The sequence below is a fragment of the Sphingobium lignivorans genome, from assembly GCF_014203955.1.
Classification (GTDB): Bacteria; Pseudomonadota; Alphaproteobacteria; order Sphingomonadales; family Sphingomonadaceae; genus Sphingobium; species Sphingobium lignivorans.
This window is the reverse complement of sequence record NZ_JACHKA010000001.1, coordinates 1,616,304-1,630,200: the sequence shown is the minus strand read 5'-3', so window position 1 is coordinate 1,630,200 and position 13,897 is coordinate 1,616,304. Positions and strand designations below refer to the sequence as shown.

Sequence of the window (13,897 nt, the reverse complement as noted above, 5' to 3'; positions counted from 1 at the left end):
CGGCGCGACATAGTAGCGAGGCCAGGAGCAGGAGGCCATCGCCATGGACTTGATCACATTCACTCTCTTCATCGCCTTTCTGGTGATCTTCTATCTGGCCGCCAGTGTGAAGATCGTGCGGCAGGGCCATCGCTATACCATCGAGCGGTTCGGGAAGTTCACCGAGGTCGCTTCTCCCGGCTTCAATCTCTATCCCGCCTTCTTCTACCGGGTGGGCCGCCGCATCAACATGATGGAGCAGGTGATCGACGTACCCTCGCAGGAGATCATCACGCGCGACAACGCGATGGTGTCGGTCGATGCCGTGGTCTTCTTCCAGGTGCTGGACGCAGCCAAGGCGGCCTATGAGGTAAGCAATCTCAGCGTCGCGCTGCTGCAGCTCTCGACCACGAACCTGCGCACCGTGATGGGCTCGATGGATCTGGACGAGACGCTTTCCAAGCGCGACGAGATCAACGCCCGCCTGCTCAGTGTGGTCGATCACGCCACCAACGCCTGGGGCGTGAAGATCACGCGCGTCGAGATCAAGGACATCCGTCCGCCACAGGACATCGTGAACGCCATGGCACGCCAGATGAAGGCGGAGCGCGAGAAGCGCGCCAACATCCTCGAAGCGGAGGGCCTCAAGAGCTCGGAAGTGCTGCGCGCGGAAGGCGCGAAGCAATCCCGCATCCTCGAAGCCGAGGGCCGACGCGAGGCGGCGTTTCGCGATGCCGAAGCCCGCGAGCGCGAGGCTCAGGCGGAAGCGAAGGCGACCCAGATGGTAAGCGACGCCATCGCCGGCGGGAACGCACAGGCGATCAATTATTTCATCGCGCAGAAATATGTCGAGGCAGTGGAGAAATTCGCCACGTCCAGCAATGCCAAGACCATCCTGTTTCCCGTCGAGGCGACGCAGCTCATCGGCACGCTGGGCGGCATCGGTCAGCTTGCCCGGGAAGCGCTGGGGACCGATGAGCCCGCCAGGACCGACCGTCCGCCGGCGGGCGTGCCCCGGACGCGAACGCCATGATCGGCGGCCTCTTCGGGGATATCCATCCATCGATCTTCTGGGGCATATTGGCGGTCATCCTCGCCGCGGCCGAGCTCCTCGCGCCTGGCGTGTTCCTGATCTGGGTGTCCCTTGCCGCCGCGCTGACCGCCGGGGCCGTGCTGCTTCTGCCGATCGGCGAGCCTTTCCAGTGGCTGGCCTTTGCCATCTTCAGCGCCCTGTCGATCAGCGGAGGCAGGCTCTGGTATCTTGCCCGTCCCGTCGAGCCGGAAGATCCGCTTCTCAATGATCGCACGGCGCGGCTGATCGGGCGGACGGTCGTGGTGACGCAGGCGATCAGCCATGGCGAAGGACGGGTGCGGGTCGACGACGGCAGCTGGCCCGTCTCCGGACCGGATGCATCCACGGGAAGCTATGTGCGGATCACTGGCGTCGCGGGCTCGATCCTGACCGTCGAGCCGGTGCCGGAGACGCCGGGAATCGCCTCTCTTCCCCCGGGACAGACCTGAGCCGCCTCAAGGGCGGGCAGGAACTTTCGCGCCGGCGCCCCTTTTCTTTCCGTGCAGGGAAGAGTGGAAAGCCGGCTTCTCCAGGACCGGAAAAGCAAACGCCGGCCACTCCCAATCGAATGGCCGGCGTTCAACAATCAAACCCGGTCAGCACGCAGCGCGCGCTGTCGGTCCCTGTTCAGGCAGCGACCGTCATGACGTCGCGCACGGACGCATCCACGTCCTTCTCGAACTGGGCGAAGTTCTCGACGAACTGCTGGACGAGCTTGCGCGCCGTCTCATCATAGGCCGCCTTGTCGGCCCAGGTCGCGCGCGGATCGAGGATCGTGCTGTCCACGCCGGCCACGGCAACCGGCACCTCGAAGCCGAAGTTCGGATCGATCCGGAACTCCGCATCATTGAGGCTGCCGTCGAGCGCGGCATTCAGCAGGGCGCGCGTCACCTTGATCGGCATGCGCGAGCCGACGCCATATTTGCCGCCCGTCCAGCCGGTGTTCACCAGCCAGCACTTGACGCCGCCCTTGGCGATCCGCTCCTTGAGCAGATTGCCGTAGACGCTCGGCTTGCGGGGCATGAAAGGCGCGCCGAAGCAGGTCGAGAAGGTCGCGCTCGGCTCGGTCACGCCAATCTCGGTGCCCGCGACGCGCGCGGTGTAGCCGGAGAGGAAGTGATACATGGCCTGATCGGGCGTCAGGCGCGAGATCGGGGGCAGCACGCCATAAGCATCGGCCGTGAGGAAGATGATGTTCTGCGGCACCGGCCCCAGATTGTCCTTCGACGCATTCGGAATGAAATGGATCGGGTAGGAGCCGCGGCTGTTTTCGGCCAGGCTGTCATCGTCGAGGTCGATCTCGCGGGTGTGCGGGTCGATCACCACATTCTCCAGCACCGTGCCGAAACGCTTGGTGGTGGCGTGGATCTCCGGCTCGGCCTCTGCGGAAAGGCGAATCATCTTAGCATAGCAGCCACCCTCGAAGTTGAAGACGGCAGTGTCCGACCAGCCATGCTCGTCATCGCCGATGAGCGTGCGGCTCTTATCGGCCGAGAGCGTGGTCTTACCCGTGCCGGAAAGGCCGAAGAACACGGCCGTGTCCCCGTCCGGGCCGATGTTGGCCGAGCAGTGCATCGGCATGATGCCCTTGGCGGGCAGCAGATAGTTGAGGATCGAGAAGACCGACTTCTTCATCTCGCCGGCATAGGCCGTCCCGCCGATGAGAATGAGCTTCTCGGTAAAGTTGACGGCGATGATTGTCTCGCTGCGGGAGCCGTGCCTTGCCGGATCGGCCCGGAAGCTGGGCAGGTCGATGATCGTGTATTCCGGGGCGAAGTCCGCCAGTTCCGACGGCTCGGGGCGCACCAGCAAGGTCCGGATGAAGAGATTGTGCCAGGCCAGCTCATTGATGACGCGCACGTTGACGCGATGCTCGGGCTGGGAGCCGCCGTACAGGTCGGCGACATAGAGCTGCGGCTTCTCGTTCAGCGCCGCAAGGAAATCGGCTTTCAGAGCCTCGAAATGGGCAGGCTCCATCGGAACGTTCACATTGCCCCAGCCGATGGTATCTTCCGTCGTCGCGTCGCGAACGATGAACTTGTCCTTGGCGCTGCGGCCGGTGTGCTTGCCGGTGGCAACCACGAGCGGCCCGTCCTTGGAAAGATGACCTTCCCCGTTCCGAACCGCGTGCTCGACGAGAGGCGCCGTAAGAAGATTCCAATGAACGGCAGCCGATGTCGAAATGCCCTGTTCGCTCAAGTCGAAGGAAGATTTGGCCTGCACACCTGTCTCCTGGTTCACTGTCCTGCGCTGCCGGTCTGACGGCGCGCAGGACCAATGGTCACAATGAATTGCACTTGTCATCTGCGCATAAGCAATTGACCTGTCAGCGTCAAACAACATGCATTGTGCACTGCCACGGAACGGGACACGGGCGCGCGGCTCATCGCGCGTGAGCACCCGGTCGTCTTGCCGTAACGATTTGCCCGCGAGTTGCGCTGGAAAGACGCTTGGTCTAATCGGGTCGTTCACGCAATGACATGGCACCGCGCAAGGCTCGATGAGCGCTTCGATCGCCCTGGTCGACGACGACCGCAACATTCTCTCCTCGCTCAGCATCGCCCTGATCGCTGAGGGGTTCTTGACGCGGCTCTATCCCGATGGGCAGGCAGCCTTGAAAGCGATTACGGAAAATCCTCCCGATCTTGTCGTCTGCGACATCAAGATGCCGAACCTTGATGGCATCGAATTGCTGCGGCGCCTGCGCGAGAGGAGCAGCCTTCCCTTCATTTTCCTGACATCCAAGAGCGACGAGCTGGACGAAGCGCTCGGCCTCGCCATGGGTGCGGATGACTATATCGCGAAGCCCTTTTCGCAGCGACTGCTCATCGCGCGCATCCGCGCCCTGCTCCGCCGCGCCGCGCTGACCCAAGCGAGCGACGAAGCGCCGACGGAAGGAACAGCCGAGACGATCCGGCGCGGCCGCCTGACGATGGATCCGGCGCGGCATCGCGTGCAATGGGACGGCACGGATGTGTCGCTGACAGTCACGGAGTTCATGATCCTGGAAGCGCTCGCCTTGCGGCCCGGCATCGTCAAGACGCGCAACCAGCTCATGGATGCCGCCTATCAGGACGACATCTATGTCGACGACCGCACGATCGACAGCCACATCAAGCGGTTGCGCCGGAAGTTCCGGGACGTCGCGCCGGATTTCAACGCGATCGACACATTATATGGCGCCGGATATCGTTTCAGCGAGGAATGAGGAGCGGCATGCGAGCGGTGAATGGACCACGCGCATCTCGCTCACGCGCCGCATCCTTGCGGTCAATGTCTTCGCGCTCGCCATTCTCGCGGGCGGTTTCTTCTATCTCGACAGCTATCGCACGCGGCTGATCGACGGACGGCTCGTCTCAATGGGCCGCGAAACGGCACTGATCGTCAAGGCGATGGAACTGGCCCGGGCGCGAGACCGGGATTCCCTTCTGGCGCGGTCCGCCCAAACGACCGGCATGCGCCTGCGCCTCTATGATGCGCCCGGAAACAAGCTGGTCGACAGTTTCCGGCTCGCCCCGCCGACCTACCGGCTGCGGCGCCCGGAGCAGGACCCGCTGCATATCAGGCTGGCCCGCGGCATCGATCGGGTGGTGGAAACGCTCGCCCTCGCCTCCGCGCCGCCTTATCTTGTCGAGCCCGCGACCGACAGGCTGGATCGCTGGCCGGAAGCGCGCGACGCGATGCGGAGCGGGAAGCCACAGGCGGCCTACCGCTTCGCGCCGGATCGCACGCCTTTCCTGAGCGTCGCTCATCCCCTTCCCGGGGAAAGGCAATTGCTGCTGGCGACGATCAACGCCAGCGACATTACCGAGATCGTCCGGGCCGAGCGCCTGCGCATCAGCCTTGTGCTGGCAGCGGCGATCCTCGCATCCGTCCTCCTCTCCCTCTTCCTCGCGCGCACGATCGTCCTGCCGCTGCGCAGGCTGGCGCGGGCGGCGGTGCGCGTGCGGCTCGGCCGGGCACGCGAGGTGATCGTCCCCCGCCTGCCGGACCGGCGCGACGAGATCGGCATGCTCGCGCGCGCGATCTCGGACATGAGCCAGGCCCTGCGCCAGCGGATCGATGCCACCGACGCTTTCGCCGCCGACGTCAGCCATGAACTGAAGAACCCCATCGCCTCGCTCCGGTCCGCGCTGGAAGGCCTCAGCCAGATCAAGGACCCCGCGCTGCAGGCAAAGCTGCTCGACATCGCGCAGGACGATGTTCGCCGGCTGGACAGGCTGGTGAGCGACATTGCCGAGGCCTCCCGGATCGACGCGCAACTCTCGCGCACGCCATTCGAGCGCATCGATATCGGCCGCCTGATCGCCCGCATCGCCCGGGGGCATACGCCCCGACAGGGCGGCCCGCAGGTCAAGGTGAGCTATGCCGGCCCCGCACGAGGAAGTCTCTTCGTGATGGGCGACCCCCAGAAGATCGCCCGCGTCGTCGACAATCTGATCGACAATGCCATTTCCTTCTCGCCCGAAGGAGGCCGGGTGCGTCTCTTCGCCGAGCAGCAGGGCGATCAGGTCCAGGTCGCGATCGAGGATGACGGCCCCGGCGTGCCGGAAGCGGAGCGCGAAAAGATCTTCAGGCGTTTCCACAGCGTGCGTCCCGAGCGCGACGGCTTCGGCAAGCATAGCGGGCTCGGCCTGGCGATCGCGCGCACCATATTGGAAGGACATCATGGCGTGATCTGGGTAGAAGGCAGGGCGGATGGCAAGAAAGGCGCCCGGTTCGTCTTCACCATGCCGGGGGCCACGGCACCGTCCGCGCAGGGAAGCGAATGATGAGCGAAGATGCCGATGATCTCCTGCACGCATCCAGCGTGGCGATCGGCGGCCAGGGCCTCCTCATCATGGGGCCCAGCGGATCGGGCAAATCGGATCTCGCCCTTCGGCTGATCGACCGGGGCGCCACGCTCATCAGCGACGATTACACGCAATTGCGCGTGCACGAGGGAGGCCTGCGCCTCAGCGCCGCGCCGAACATCGCGGGGAAAATGGAAATCCGGCATCTCGGGATCGTGGAGATGCCCTATATGGAAGATGTGCCGGCCTTGCTGGCGATCCGACTGGACGAGCAGCCCCCGAGAATGCCCGAGACTTCCACCCATATCCTTCTGCACGGCATCATGCTGCCGCTCATCGTGCTGCGCGGCCTCGACGCTTCAGCCCCCATAAAGGCGGAATGGGCCATGAAGCGGACCAACCTTACCGGAAAGCTGCCATGATTCCCCCGCCCACCCCCAAGTCCATCCTGATCGTCACGGGCCTTTCGGGCGCCGGAAAATCGACCAGCCTGCGCACCTTGGAGGATGCGGGATGGGAAACGGTCGACAATCTGCCGCTCACCCTGCTGGACCGGCTGCTCGCGGCACCCCCGCCACAGGGCTATGCCGCCGGAGAGGATCGCCCGCTCGCCATCGGCATCGACAGCCGGACGCGCGGCTTTGCTGCCGACACCGTCCTGTCCGTCATCGCCTCGCTGCGCGATCAGGGGCGCAATCAGGTCGAGATGCTTTTCCTGGATTGCTCGGGAACCGTGCTCGAACGGCGCTATGCCGAGACGCGGCGTCGTCACCCTCTCGCCCCCGATCGCCCGGCGGCGGACGGCATCGCCCGGGAGCGCGAATTGCTGGAGCCCCTGCGCCGGGCCGCAGAGCACCTCATCGACAGCAGCGACTTCACCAGCAATGCGCTTCAGCAGGCGATCCGGCAGCGCTTTGCGGGCAGCTTCGAATCCACCCTCACGCTGCTGTCCTTCGGCTTTGCCCGGGGCGTGCCGCGCAATGCCGATCTCATGTTCGACATGCGGTTCCTGAGAAATCCTTATTGGGAGGAAGATCTGCGCGCGCTCGGCGGCCTCGACGCACCGGTGCGCGACTATGTGATGGCAGATCCCTTGTTCGAAAAGGCCGTCGGGCAGATCGAGGCGCTTCTCGGGACCGTCCTGCCGCGCTACAGCGAGGACGGCAAGGCTTATGTGACCATTGCATTCGGCTGTACCGGGGGGAGACATCGGTCCGTCTGCGTGACGGAGGAGATCGGTCAGCGCTTGCGCGCGGCTGGCTTTTCGCCCACCATCATGCACCGCAATCTGGAATCGGTGCAGCTGGACGCCTATGAGAACCGGCGCCAAGGCAAACAAACGGTAATTGAAGGGCGGGGCGCTAAATCGACATGATAGGACTTGTGCTCGTAACGCATGGCGGGCTTGCGACCGAATTTCGCATTGCCATGGAGCATGTCGTCGGCCCGCAGGAGGCGATCGAGACCGTCTGCATCGGTCCCGATGACGACATGGAAGCGCGCCGCGCCGACATCGCCGCGGCGGTCGACCGGGTCAATGACGGATCGGGAGTCATCCTCCTGACCGATCTGTTCGGCGGCACCCCTTCCAATCTCGCGATCTCACTGCTCGATGCCGGGCGAATCGAGGTCATCGCTGGCATCAACCTGCCGATGCTGATCCGTCTGGAAAGCGCCCGGCGCACGATGAGCGTGACGCAGGCCGTGGCCGCAGCGCGTGAAGCCGGGAAGAAATATATCAGCGTGGCTTCCGAGCTGCTCGGCGACATCCAGTGAGCGGGATGATGCTCAGCCAGACCGTGCGCATCGCCAACAAGCGGGGGCTGCACGCCCGCGCCAGCGCGAAATTCGTGACGCTCGCCAGCGGGCTCAAGGCGACCGTCACCGTGCGCAAGGATGGTCATGAAGTCGTCGGCACCTCGATCATGGGACTCATGATGCTGGGCGCGGCGATGGGCGACGACATCACGATTTCCGCTGCGGGCGAAGGCGCCGAGGAGGCTCTGGCCGCCATGACCGCGCTGGTCCAGGATCGCTTCGGCGAGGAATAGGCACAGACGCCTTGGCCCGAGAAATCACCGGCTTTTCCAATCCGCTCGTCAAACGGGTCCGCTCCCTGCGCGAGAAGAAGCTGCGCAAGCGGGAGGGGCTTTTCCTTGCCGAAGGGCTGCGCATCCTGACCGAAGCGCGTGAGCTGGGCGTGCTGCCCGAGATGATCTTCCTCGCCAGCGGCGCGGACCCCCATCCCCTGGCCAGCGCGCTGATCAATGCGGTGGAAGCGGCCGGCGGCGACGTGATTTTCACCACGCCGGATATTCTCGGCAAGATGTCCGGCAAGGACAATGCCCAGACCCTCATCGGCGTCTATCGCGATCGGTTGACGCCCCTCCCCGCACTCGACCGCGCCCGGGCGCCCATCTGGTTCGTCGCGCAGGCGATGCGCGATCCCGGCAATCTCGGCACACTGATGCGCATCGGCGACGCCGTGGGCGCGGGCGGCGTGATACTGGTCGATGATTGCGTCGATCCCTTCTCCGTGGAGGCCGTGCGCGCTTCGATGGGCGCGATCTTCACGCAGACCATCGCCCATGCGAGCTGGGATGAATTCCTCGCCTGGCTGCGCGCCGGGCCGGGTCAGCTCATCGGCACCAGCCTCAACACCGATCAGGACTATCAGGCGCCCGCTTATGTCCCGCCCGCTTTCCTGCTGATCGGCAATGAAGCGCGCGGTCTGCCCGCCGGCTACGAAGCCGCCTGCGACCTGCTGGTGAAAATTCCGATGCTGGGCCGTGCCGACAGCCTGAACGCGTCCGTCGCCGGGGCGGTGATGGCCTATGAGGTGCTGAACCAGTTGCGGCGAACCGGAGATCAGGGCACGGCGCCGCAAGCGCCGGAGTGAACGTACCGGTCAGCAGGAGGGGAATGTCTTGACCGAAACGACACGAGGCGGCCTTGCCGCGATGATGCAGCATCGGCGAGTGCTGGTCGCCAGCCTGGTGGGCACCACGGTAGAATTCTACGATTTCTATATCTACGCGACCGCCGCGAGTCTGGTCTTCGGACCGCTTTTCTTTCCCGCCAGTTCCCCCACCGCGCAGCTCATGGCCGCTTATGCCAGCTTCGCGCTCGCCTTCCTTGCCCGACCGCTCGGCGCGGCGGTGTTCGGCCATTATGGCGATCGGATCGGCCGGAAGTCGACGCTGGTCGCCTCGCTGCTGCTGATGGGCGGCTCTACATTCCTGATCGCCTTCCTGCCGACTTATGCGATGATCGGCTGGCTGGCGCCGCTGCTGCTCTGCATCCTGCGCTTCGGGCAGGGACTGGGGCTCGGGGGCGAATGGGGCGGCGCCGCGCTGCTCGCGGTGGAGAATGCGCCGCCCGGCTGGCGCGGGCGCTTCGGCATGATGCCGCAGCTCGGCGCCCCGCTGGGTTTCATCGCCGCGAACGGCCTGTTCCTCGTGCTCGGCCTCTGGCTGAGCGAAGCCGAGTTCCTGGCATGGGGATGGCGCCTCCCGTTCCTCGCCAGCGCCGCGCTCGTCATTCTGGGCCTGTGGGTGCGCTTGCGGCTGGGCGAAACGCCGGAATTCCGGGCCGCGCTCGATGCTGAGCCTCCGGCCCGCATCCCGATGGCGGAGCTGCTGACGCGCCATCTGCGCGCAACGATGGCAGGCACGCTCGCGGTCGTGGCCTGCTTCGCGCTCTTCTACATCTCCACAGCCTTCGCGCTCGGCTACGCGACGACGAGCCTTGGCATGGCGCGCGACCAGGTGCTGTCCATGCAGCTTGCCGCGATCTTCATGCTCGCGCTGGGCATCATTCTCGCCGGCTGGTGGTCGGACCGGCAATCGGCCGCCAAAGCGCTGATCGCCGGCTGCGCCGCGACCGTGCCGCTCGGTTTCGTCTTCGGCGCGGGGTTCAATGCCGATGCGCCTGCCCTGCTCTTCATGACCCTGGCCGTCGCGCTGCTGGTGATGGGCTTCACTTACGGGCCGCTGGGCGAGTGGCTGACCTCTCTCTTCCCGGCCCGCGTGCGCTATTCCGGCTCGTCCTTCGCTTTCAATGTCGGCGGCATTCTCGGCGGCGCCATGGCGCCCATCGTTGCGCAATATCTCGTCGCGACGCACGGAATCGGGGCGGTCGGGCTTTATCTCACCGCCGCCGGCATGGTCAGCCTGTTCGGTCTGGTCTGGCTCGCCCGGGAGTAACCGGCCCGGTTCCGCGCGAGCGGCGCCGGGCCAGCAGGTGCGCGCTCAGGCCAGCGCGCCGTGGCAGTGCTTGTATTTCTCGCCCGACCCGCAGGGGCACGGCGCGTTGCGGCTGATATTCTGGTCCGCATAGGGATTGTCGCCACCGGTCGCGCCCGCCATCGCCGGCGCCATGCGCGGGATGGTGGTGGTGATAAGGCCGCGCGTTCCCGCGTCGATATCCGCGCTGTTGTCCTCGCCGGTGAACGGATCGATGTGACTGGTAAGGAAGTCCGGCAGGTCCGGCAGCGGCGGCGGGGTCGGTTCCTGCAACTGGAACTCGATATGGCTGACCGTGTTCGTCACATCCTCGCGAATGCTGTTCAGCATGCGCTCGAACAGGGCGAAGGCTTCCTGCTTGTACTCGTTGATCGGCGTCTTCTGCGCATAGGCGCGCAGATGCACCACCTGCCGGAGCGCATCGAGCGTGGCCAGATGCTCCTTCCAGTGATGATCGAGATTCTGGAGCAGGATGCTCTTTTCGATGCTGGCCCATGTCTCGGGCCGGATCTGCGCGGTTTTCTCCGCCAGCGCCGCATCGGACATGGCGATGATCCGCTCGACGAAAATCTCGGGATCGACCGCGTCTTCCTTGAGCCAGCCGTCGATATCGGGCGTCAGCGCAAGGGTGCGCTCCACATCGGCCTTCAATCCCTCGACATTCCATTGCTCGGGATAGGTGCCCGGCGGGCAGGCCGCTCCCACGATGCCGTTGATCGTCTCGTGACGCATATCTGTCACGACGTCGTTCACGGACCCGGCATCCATGATGTCACTGCGCTGCTCGTAGATGACCTTCCGCTGGTCGTTCATCACGTCATCATATTCGACGACCTGCTTGCGGATGTCGTAGTTGCGCTGTTCGACCTTCTTCTGCGCGGTCTCGATCGCCTTGCTCATCCACTTGGACGGCGGCAGCGCCTCCCCGTCCTCGAGCGAGGAGCGCATCATGCGGGCAAAGAGCGTGTCCGGCCCGAAGATGCGCAGCAGATCGTCATCGAGGCTCAGGTAGAAGCGGCTGAGGCCGGGATCGCCCTGACGACCGGACCGGCCGCGCAGCTGATTGTCGATGCGGCGGCTCTCGTGCCGCTCCGTGCCGAGCACGAACAGGCCGCCCGCATCGAGCACCTGCTGCCGCTCGGTCTTGATCTCCTCCCGGATGCGCTCGATCGCGGCGTCGCGCTCGGGCCCCTCGGGCATGGCATTCAATTCGTCCTCGACGCGGAATTCGAGGTTGCCCCCAAGCTGGATGTCCGTGCCGCGACCGGCCATGTTGGTCGCGATGGTGACCGCGCCGAGCCGGCCGGCCTGCGCCACGATTCGCGCTTCGCTATCGTGGAAGCGCGCGTTCAGCACGCTGTGCGGCACATTCTCCTGCTTCAGGAAGGCGGACAGCAGCTCGGATTTCTCGATGGACACCGTGCCGACCAGCACCGGCTGGCCCTTCAGCTGATGTTCCTTGATCGTCTTGGCGATGCCTTTGAACTTGTCCTCAAGGCTCTTGTAGAAAAGATCCTCGTCGTCCTGGCGCTGCACAGGCAGGTTCGTGGGGATGGTCACCACGTTCATCTTGTAGATGTCGTAGAACTCCGCCGCCTCGGTGGAGGCTGTACCTGTCATGCCGCTCAGCTTGGGGTACATGCGGAAATAATTCTGGAACGTGATCGAGGCGAGCGTCTGGTTCTCGGGCTCGATGTTGACGCCTTCCTTGGCTTCCACCGCCTGATGCAGCCCGTCCGACCAGCGCCGGCCATCCATCATGCGGCCGGTGAACTCGTCGATGATGACGACCTTGCCGTCCTTCACGATATAATCGATGTCGCGCCGGAACATGAAGATCGCGCGCAGGGCCTGGTTCACGTGATGAACGACCTGCGTGTTCTCGAAATCGTAGAGATTGGCGCCCTGCAGCAGCCCGGCTTCCTCGAGCATGCGCTCGACCTTCTCGGTCCCGTCCTCGGTCAGGACGATGCTGCGCTGCTTTTCGTCCTTCTCGAAGTCCGTGTCGGAGAGCTGCCGCACCAGCTTGTCGACGGCGATGTAAAGCTCGGACTTGTCGTCGGTCGGGCCGGAAATGATGAGAGGCGTGCGCGCCTCGTCGATCAGGATCGAGTCCACCTCGTCGACGATCGCGAAGTTGAACGGCCGCTGCACCATCTGGTTGCGCTCATACTTCATGTTGTCGCGCAGATAGTCGAAGCCCAGCTCGTTGTTGGTCGCGTAGGTGATGTCGGCCTCATAGGCCTCGCGCCGCTCCGCTTCACTCAGATTGGGCACGATCACCCCGGTGGTGAGGCCAAGGAAATTGTAAAGCCGGCTCATCCATTCGCAGTCGCGCCGGGCCAGATAGTCGTTCACGGTGACGACGTGGACGCCCTTCCCCTCCAGCGCATTGAGATAGGTAGCGAGCGTGGCGACCAGCGTCTTGCCCTCGCCGGTGCGCATCTCGGCGATCTCGCCGCGATGGAGCACCATGCCGCCGATCAGCTGCACATCATAATGGCGCTGCCCGAGCGTGCGCTTGGCGGCTTCGCGCACGGTAGCGAAGGCTTCCGGCAGGATCTGGTCCAGCGTGGCACCCTCAGCGAGGCTGGCGCGGAACTTGGCGGTCTGGGCGACGAGCGTCGCGTCATCCATCGCGGAAATCGTGGGCTCGAAGGCGTTGATCTGCTCCACGGTCTTGCGCAGCGACTTGACGTAGCGATCGTTGGACGAGCCGAAAAGGGATTTGGCGAGTGCGCCGAACATGGGCTGAATCCTGTCATGGGAATACGGGTCTGGGAACCGGCGTGCAGCCGGGAACGCACGCGCATTTCAGCGCGCTGGAGGCATGCGGACCGCCGGGAGCGGCCCGGAACGGCTTATCTCAGCCAGCTCTGCCGGATGGCGAGGCGCGTGTTCATGGCGAGGGGACGCACGACCTGCGCACGCGGCGCATCCGTCCACGTCACAGGCGCCACGTCAACCGGCCGCGATGCGGACGAAGCGGCGATCGCGGCGACCCCCGCGACGGCCGCAACGGCGCTCTGCTCCACCTGTGCCCGCTCGACCGGCCGCTCTCCGGCCACAAGGCCGGTCAGCGACGCCAGAAGCGCGGAAAGGAGGATCATTAGTTGCAAGCGAGAAACACTCCGCCGTTGGACGATGCCCACATAAGGGCCAATACCGCCTTCGTCTATTCCATTCGGGATTAACAGGCAGCGAATAGCGCGCTCAGTCAGCCAGTCGCCAGACGACTCGCCGCTGATCCACCGCCCGTATGGCGCGCCCCTGCGCATCGCGAGCGGGCTCGTATCGGCCATTGCGCAGGATGAGACGGCAGGCAGCCTCGTCCAGCGCGGCGTGGGCGCTAGCGCGAACGACATGGCATTGCCCTGCGCGACCATCGGTCTCGATGGTCCATGCGATGTGCGACACGCCTGACTGTTCGTTGCGAAGCGCTTCCATGGGATAATCGTCGTTCGTGATCCAGGTCGCCGGGCCACGGCCCCGGGGCGCCTTGCTTCCAGGTGGCAATATGATGACGGGAGGCGGCCCCGGCGTGATCGCAGACCCCGCCATGCCAAGGTCGATGGTCAGATCCTGCACCGCGAGATGCACGACGCGCCCGGCGCGGCGCGTCAGCCCGTCGACAGGGACGTGACTCCAGGCAAAAGCGAGAAGGGTCGCAATGGCGATGACGCCCCCAAGCGCATTCAGCAGATCCGACGACTTCCTGTTCATGGCGCCTCCCGGACGCTTGCCTATGCGAATTCCCGGCCGCCAGCAAAGCCATGGATGCGATCCCTTGATTCGCCCGATTTTTGGGT

Annotated in this window: 14 protein-coding genes; 10 read left to right on the top strand and 4 right to left on the bottom strand. The window is 64.8% G+C overall.

What is annotated here, in order from left to right; all coding sequences use genetic code 11:
- Positions 1 to 43 precede the first annotated feature (43 nt).
- Both HNP60_RS07380 and HNP60_RS07375 read left to right on the top strand, forming a co-directional pair.
- A complete protein-coding gene (locus HNP60_RS07380; protein ID WP_184152058.1) occupies positions 44 to 1,012 on the top strand; it encodes an SPFH domain-containing protein in 969 nt (322 codons plus the stop codon).
- Positions 1,009 to 1,500: an NfeD family protein gene (locus HNP60_RS07375; RefSeq protein ID WP_184152055.1), complete on the top strand. Its 492-nt coding sequence runs from the start codon at positions 1,009 to 1,011 to the stop codon at positions 1,498 to 1,500. The genes HNP60_RS07380 and HNP60_RS07375 overlap by 4 nt, the downstream gene beginning before the upstream one ends.
- A 178-nt stretch (positions 1,501 to 1,678) precedes the next feature.
- Here HNP60_RS07375 and HNP60_RS07370 read toward each other — a convergent pair whose 3' ends face one another.
- Positions 1,679 to 3,274, bottom strand: a complete 1,596-nt coding sequence (locus HNP60_RS07370) for a phosphoenolpyruvate carboxykinase (RefSeq protein WP_184152052.1) — start codon at positions 3,272 to 3,274, stop codon at positions 1,679 to 1,681.
- Positions 3,275 to 3,551: 277 nt separating this feature from the next.
- Between HNP60_RS07370 and HNP60_RS07365 the strand changes: the two genes are divergently transcribed.
- From HNP60_RS07365 to HNP60_RS07330, 8 genes are all read left to right on the top strand, one after another.
- Positions 3,552 to 4,259: a response regulator transcription factor gene (locus HNP60_RS07365; protein WP_184152049.1), complete on the top strand. Its 708-nt coding sequence runs from the start codon at positions 3,552 to 3,554 to the stop codon at positions 4,257 to 4,259.
- Entirely contained in the window at positions 4,228 to 5,823 is a 1,596-nt protein-coding gene (locus HNP60_RS07360; protein WP_184152047.1) for an ATP-binding protein, read from the top strand. Before HNP60_RS07365 ends, HNP60_RS07360 begins: the two co-directional genes overlap by 32 nt.
- On the top strand, positions 5,823 to 6,266 hold the full coding sequence (locus HNP60_RS07355; RefSeq protein ID WP_338056695.1) for an HPr kinase/phosphorylase: 444 nt from the start codon (positions 5,823 to 5,825) through the stop codon (positions 6,264 to 6,266). Before HNP60_RS07360 ends, HNP60_RS07355 begins: the two co-directional genes overlap by 1 nt.
- Positions 6,263 to 7,219: an RNase adapter RapZ gene (gene rapZ, locus HNP60_RS07350; RefSeq protein ID WP_184152041.1), complete on the top strand. Its 957-nt coding sequence runs from the start codon at positions 6,263 to 6,265 to the stop codon at positions 7,217 to 7,219. Before HNP60_RS07355 ends, rapZ begins: the two co-directional genes overlap by 4 nt.
- On the top strand, positions 7,216 to 7,620 hold the full coding sequence (locus HNP60_RS07345; protein ID WP_014075801.1) for a PTS sugar transporter subunit IIA: 405 nt from the start codon (positions 7,216 to 7,218) through the stop codon (positions 7,618 to 7,620). The genes rapZ and HNP60_RS07345 overlap by 4 nt, the downstream gene beginning before the upstream one ends.
- A gap of 5 nt (positions 7,621 to 7,625) precedes the next feature.
- Complete coding sequence (locus HNP60_RS07340) at positions 7,626 to 7,895, top strand: HPr family phosphocarrier protein (RefSeq protein ID WP_420825243.1); 270 nt, start codon at positions 7,626 to 7,628, stop codon at positions 7,893 to 7,895.
- An 11-nt stretch (positions 7,896 to 7,906) separates the two neighbouring features.
- Positions 7,907 to 8,743 (top strand): TrmH family RNA methyltransferase, encoded by an 837-nt coding sequence (locus HNP60_RS07335; protein ID WP_184152038.1) that lies wholly within the window; start codon positions 7,907 to 7,909, stop codon positions 8,741 to 8,743.
- Between the two features lie 61 nt (positions 8,744 to 8,804).
- Complete coding sequence (locus HNP60_RS07330; protein ID WP_260395027.1) at positions 8,805 to 10,049, top strand: MFS transporter; 1,245 nt, start codon at positions 8,805 to 8,807, stop codon at positions 10,047 to 10,049.
- A 45-nt stretch (positions 10,050 to 10,094) separates the two neighbouring features.
- Here HNP60_RS07330 and secA read toward each other — a convergent pair whose 3' ends face one another.
- The 3 genes from secA to HNP60_RS07315 form a co-directional block, all read right to left on the bottom strand.
- On the bottom strand, positions 10,095 to 12,836 hold the full coding sequence (gene secA, locus HNP60_RS07325; protein ID WP_184152032.1) for a preprotein translocase subunit SecA: 2,742 nt from the start codon (positions 12,834 to 12,836) through the stop codon (positions 10,095 to 10,097).
- Between the two features lie 113 nt (positions 12,837 to 12,949).
- Positions 12,950 to 13,198: a hypothetical protein gene (locus tag HNP60_RS07320; protein WP_041391798.1), complete on the bottom strand. Its 249-nt coding sequence runs from the start codon at positions 13,196 to 13,198 to the stop codon at positions 12,950 to 12,952.
- A 103-nt stretch (positions 13,199 to 13,301) separates the two neighbouring features.
- The gene (locus HNP60_RS07315; RefSeq protein WP_184152030.1) at positions 13,302 to 13,811 is read right to left on the bottom strand and encodes an energy transducer TonB; all 510 of its coding nucleotides are present in this window, start codon (positions 13,809 to 13,811) and stop codon (positions 13,302 to 13,304) included.
- Positions 13,812 to 13,897 lie beyond the last annotated feature (86 nt).

What these genes read in the sequence shown, in the direction of transcription:
- HNP60_RS07340 (WP_420825243.1), top strand. Translation starts at nt 7,626, where the DNA reads ATGATGCTCAGCCAGACCGTGCGCATCGCCAACAAGCGGGGGCTGCAC.
- HNP60_RS07380 (WP_184152058.1), top strand. Translation starts at nt 44, where the DNA reads ATGGACTTGATCACATTCACTCTCTTCATCGCCTTTCTGGTGATCTTC.
- secA (WP_184152032.1), bottom strand. Translation starts at nt 12,836, where the DNA reads ATGTTCGGCGCACTCGCCAAATCCCTTTTCGGCTCGTCCAACGATCGC.
- HNP60_RS07320 (WP_041391798.1), bottom strand. Translation starts at nt 13,198, where the DNA reads ATGATCCTCCTTTCCGCGCTTCTGGCGTCGCTGACCGGCCTTGTGGCC.
- HNP60_RS07330 (WP_260395027.1), top strand. Translation starts at nt 8,805, where the DNA reads ATGATGCAGCATCGGCGAGTGCTGGTCGCCAGCCTGGTGGGCACCACG.
- HNP60_RS07345 (WP_014075801.1), top strand. Translation starts at nt 7,216, where the DNA reads ATGATAGGACTTGTGCTCGTAACGCATGGCGGGCTTGCGACCGAATTT.
- HNP60_RS07365 (WP_184152049.1), top strand. Translation starts at nt 3,552, where the DNA reads ATGAGCGCTTCGATCGCCCTGGTCGACGACGACCGCAACATTCTCTCC.
- HNP60_RS07375 (WP_184152055.1), top strand. Translation starts at nt 1,009, where the DNA reads ATGATCGGCGGCCTCTTCGGGGATATCCATCCATCGATCTTCTGGGGC.
- rapZ (WP_184152041.1), top strand. Translation starts at nt 6,263, where the DNA reads ATGATTCCCCCGCCCACCCCCAAGTCCATCCTGATCGTCACGGGCCTT.
- HNP60_RS07315 (WP_184152030.1), bottom strand. Translation starts at nt 13,811, where the DNA reads ATGAACAGGAAGTCGTCGGATCTGCTGAATGCGCTTGGGGGCGTCATC.
- HNP60_RS07360 (WP_184152047.1), top strand. Translation starts at nt 4,228, where the DNA reads ATGGCGCCGGATATCGTTTCAGCGAGGAATGAGGAGCGGCATGCGAGC.
- HNP60_RS07355 (WP_338056695.1), top strand. Translation starts at nt 5,823, where the DNA reads ATGAGCGAAGATGCCGATGATCTCCTGCACGCATCCAGCGTGGCGATC.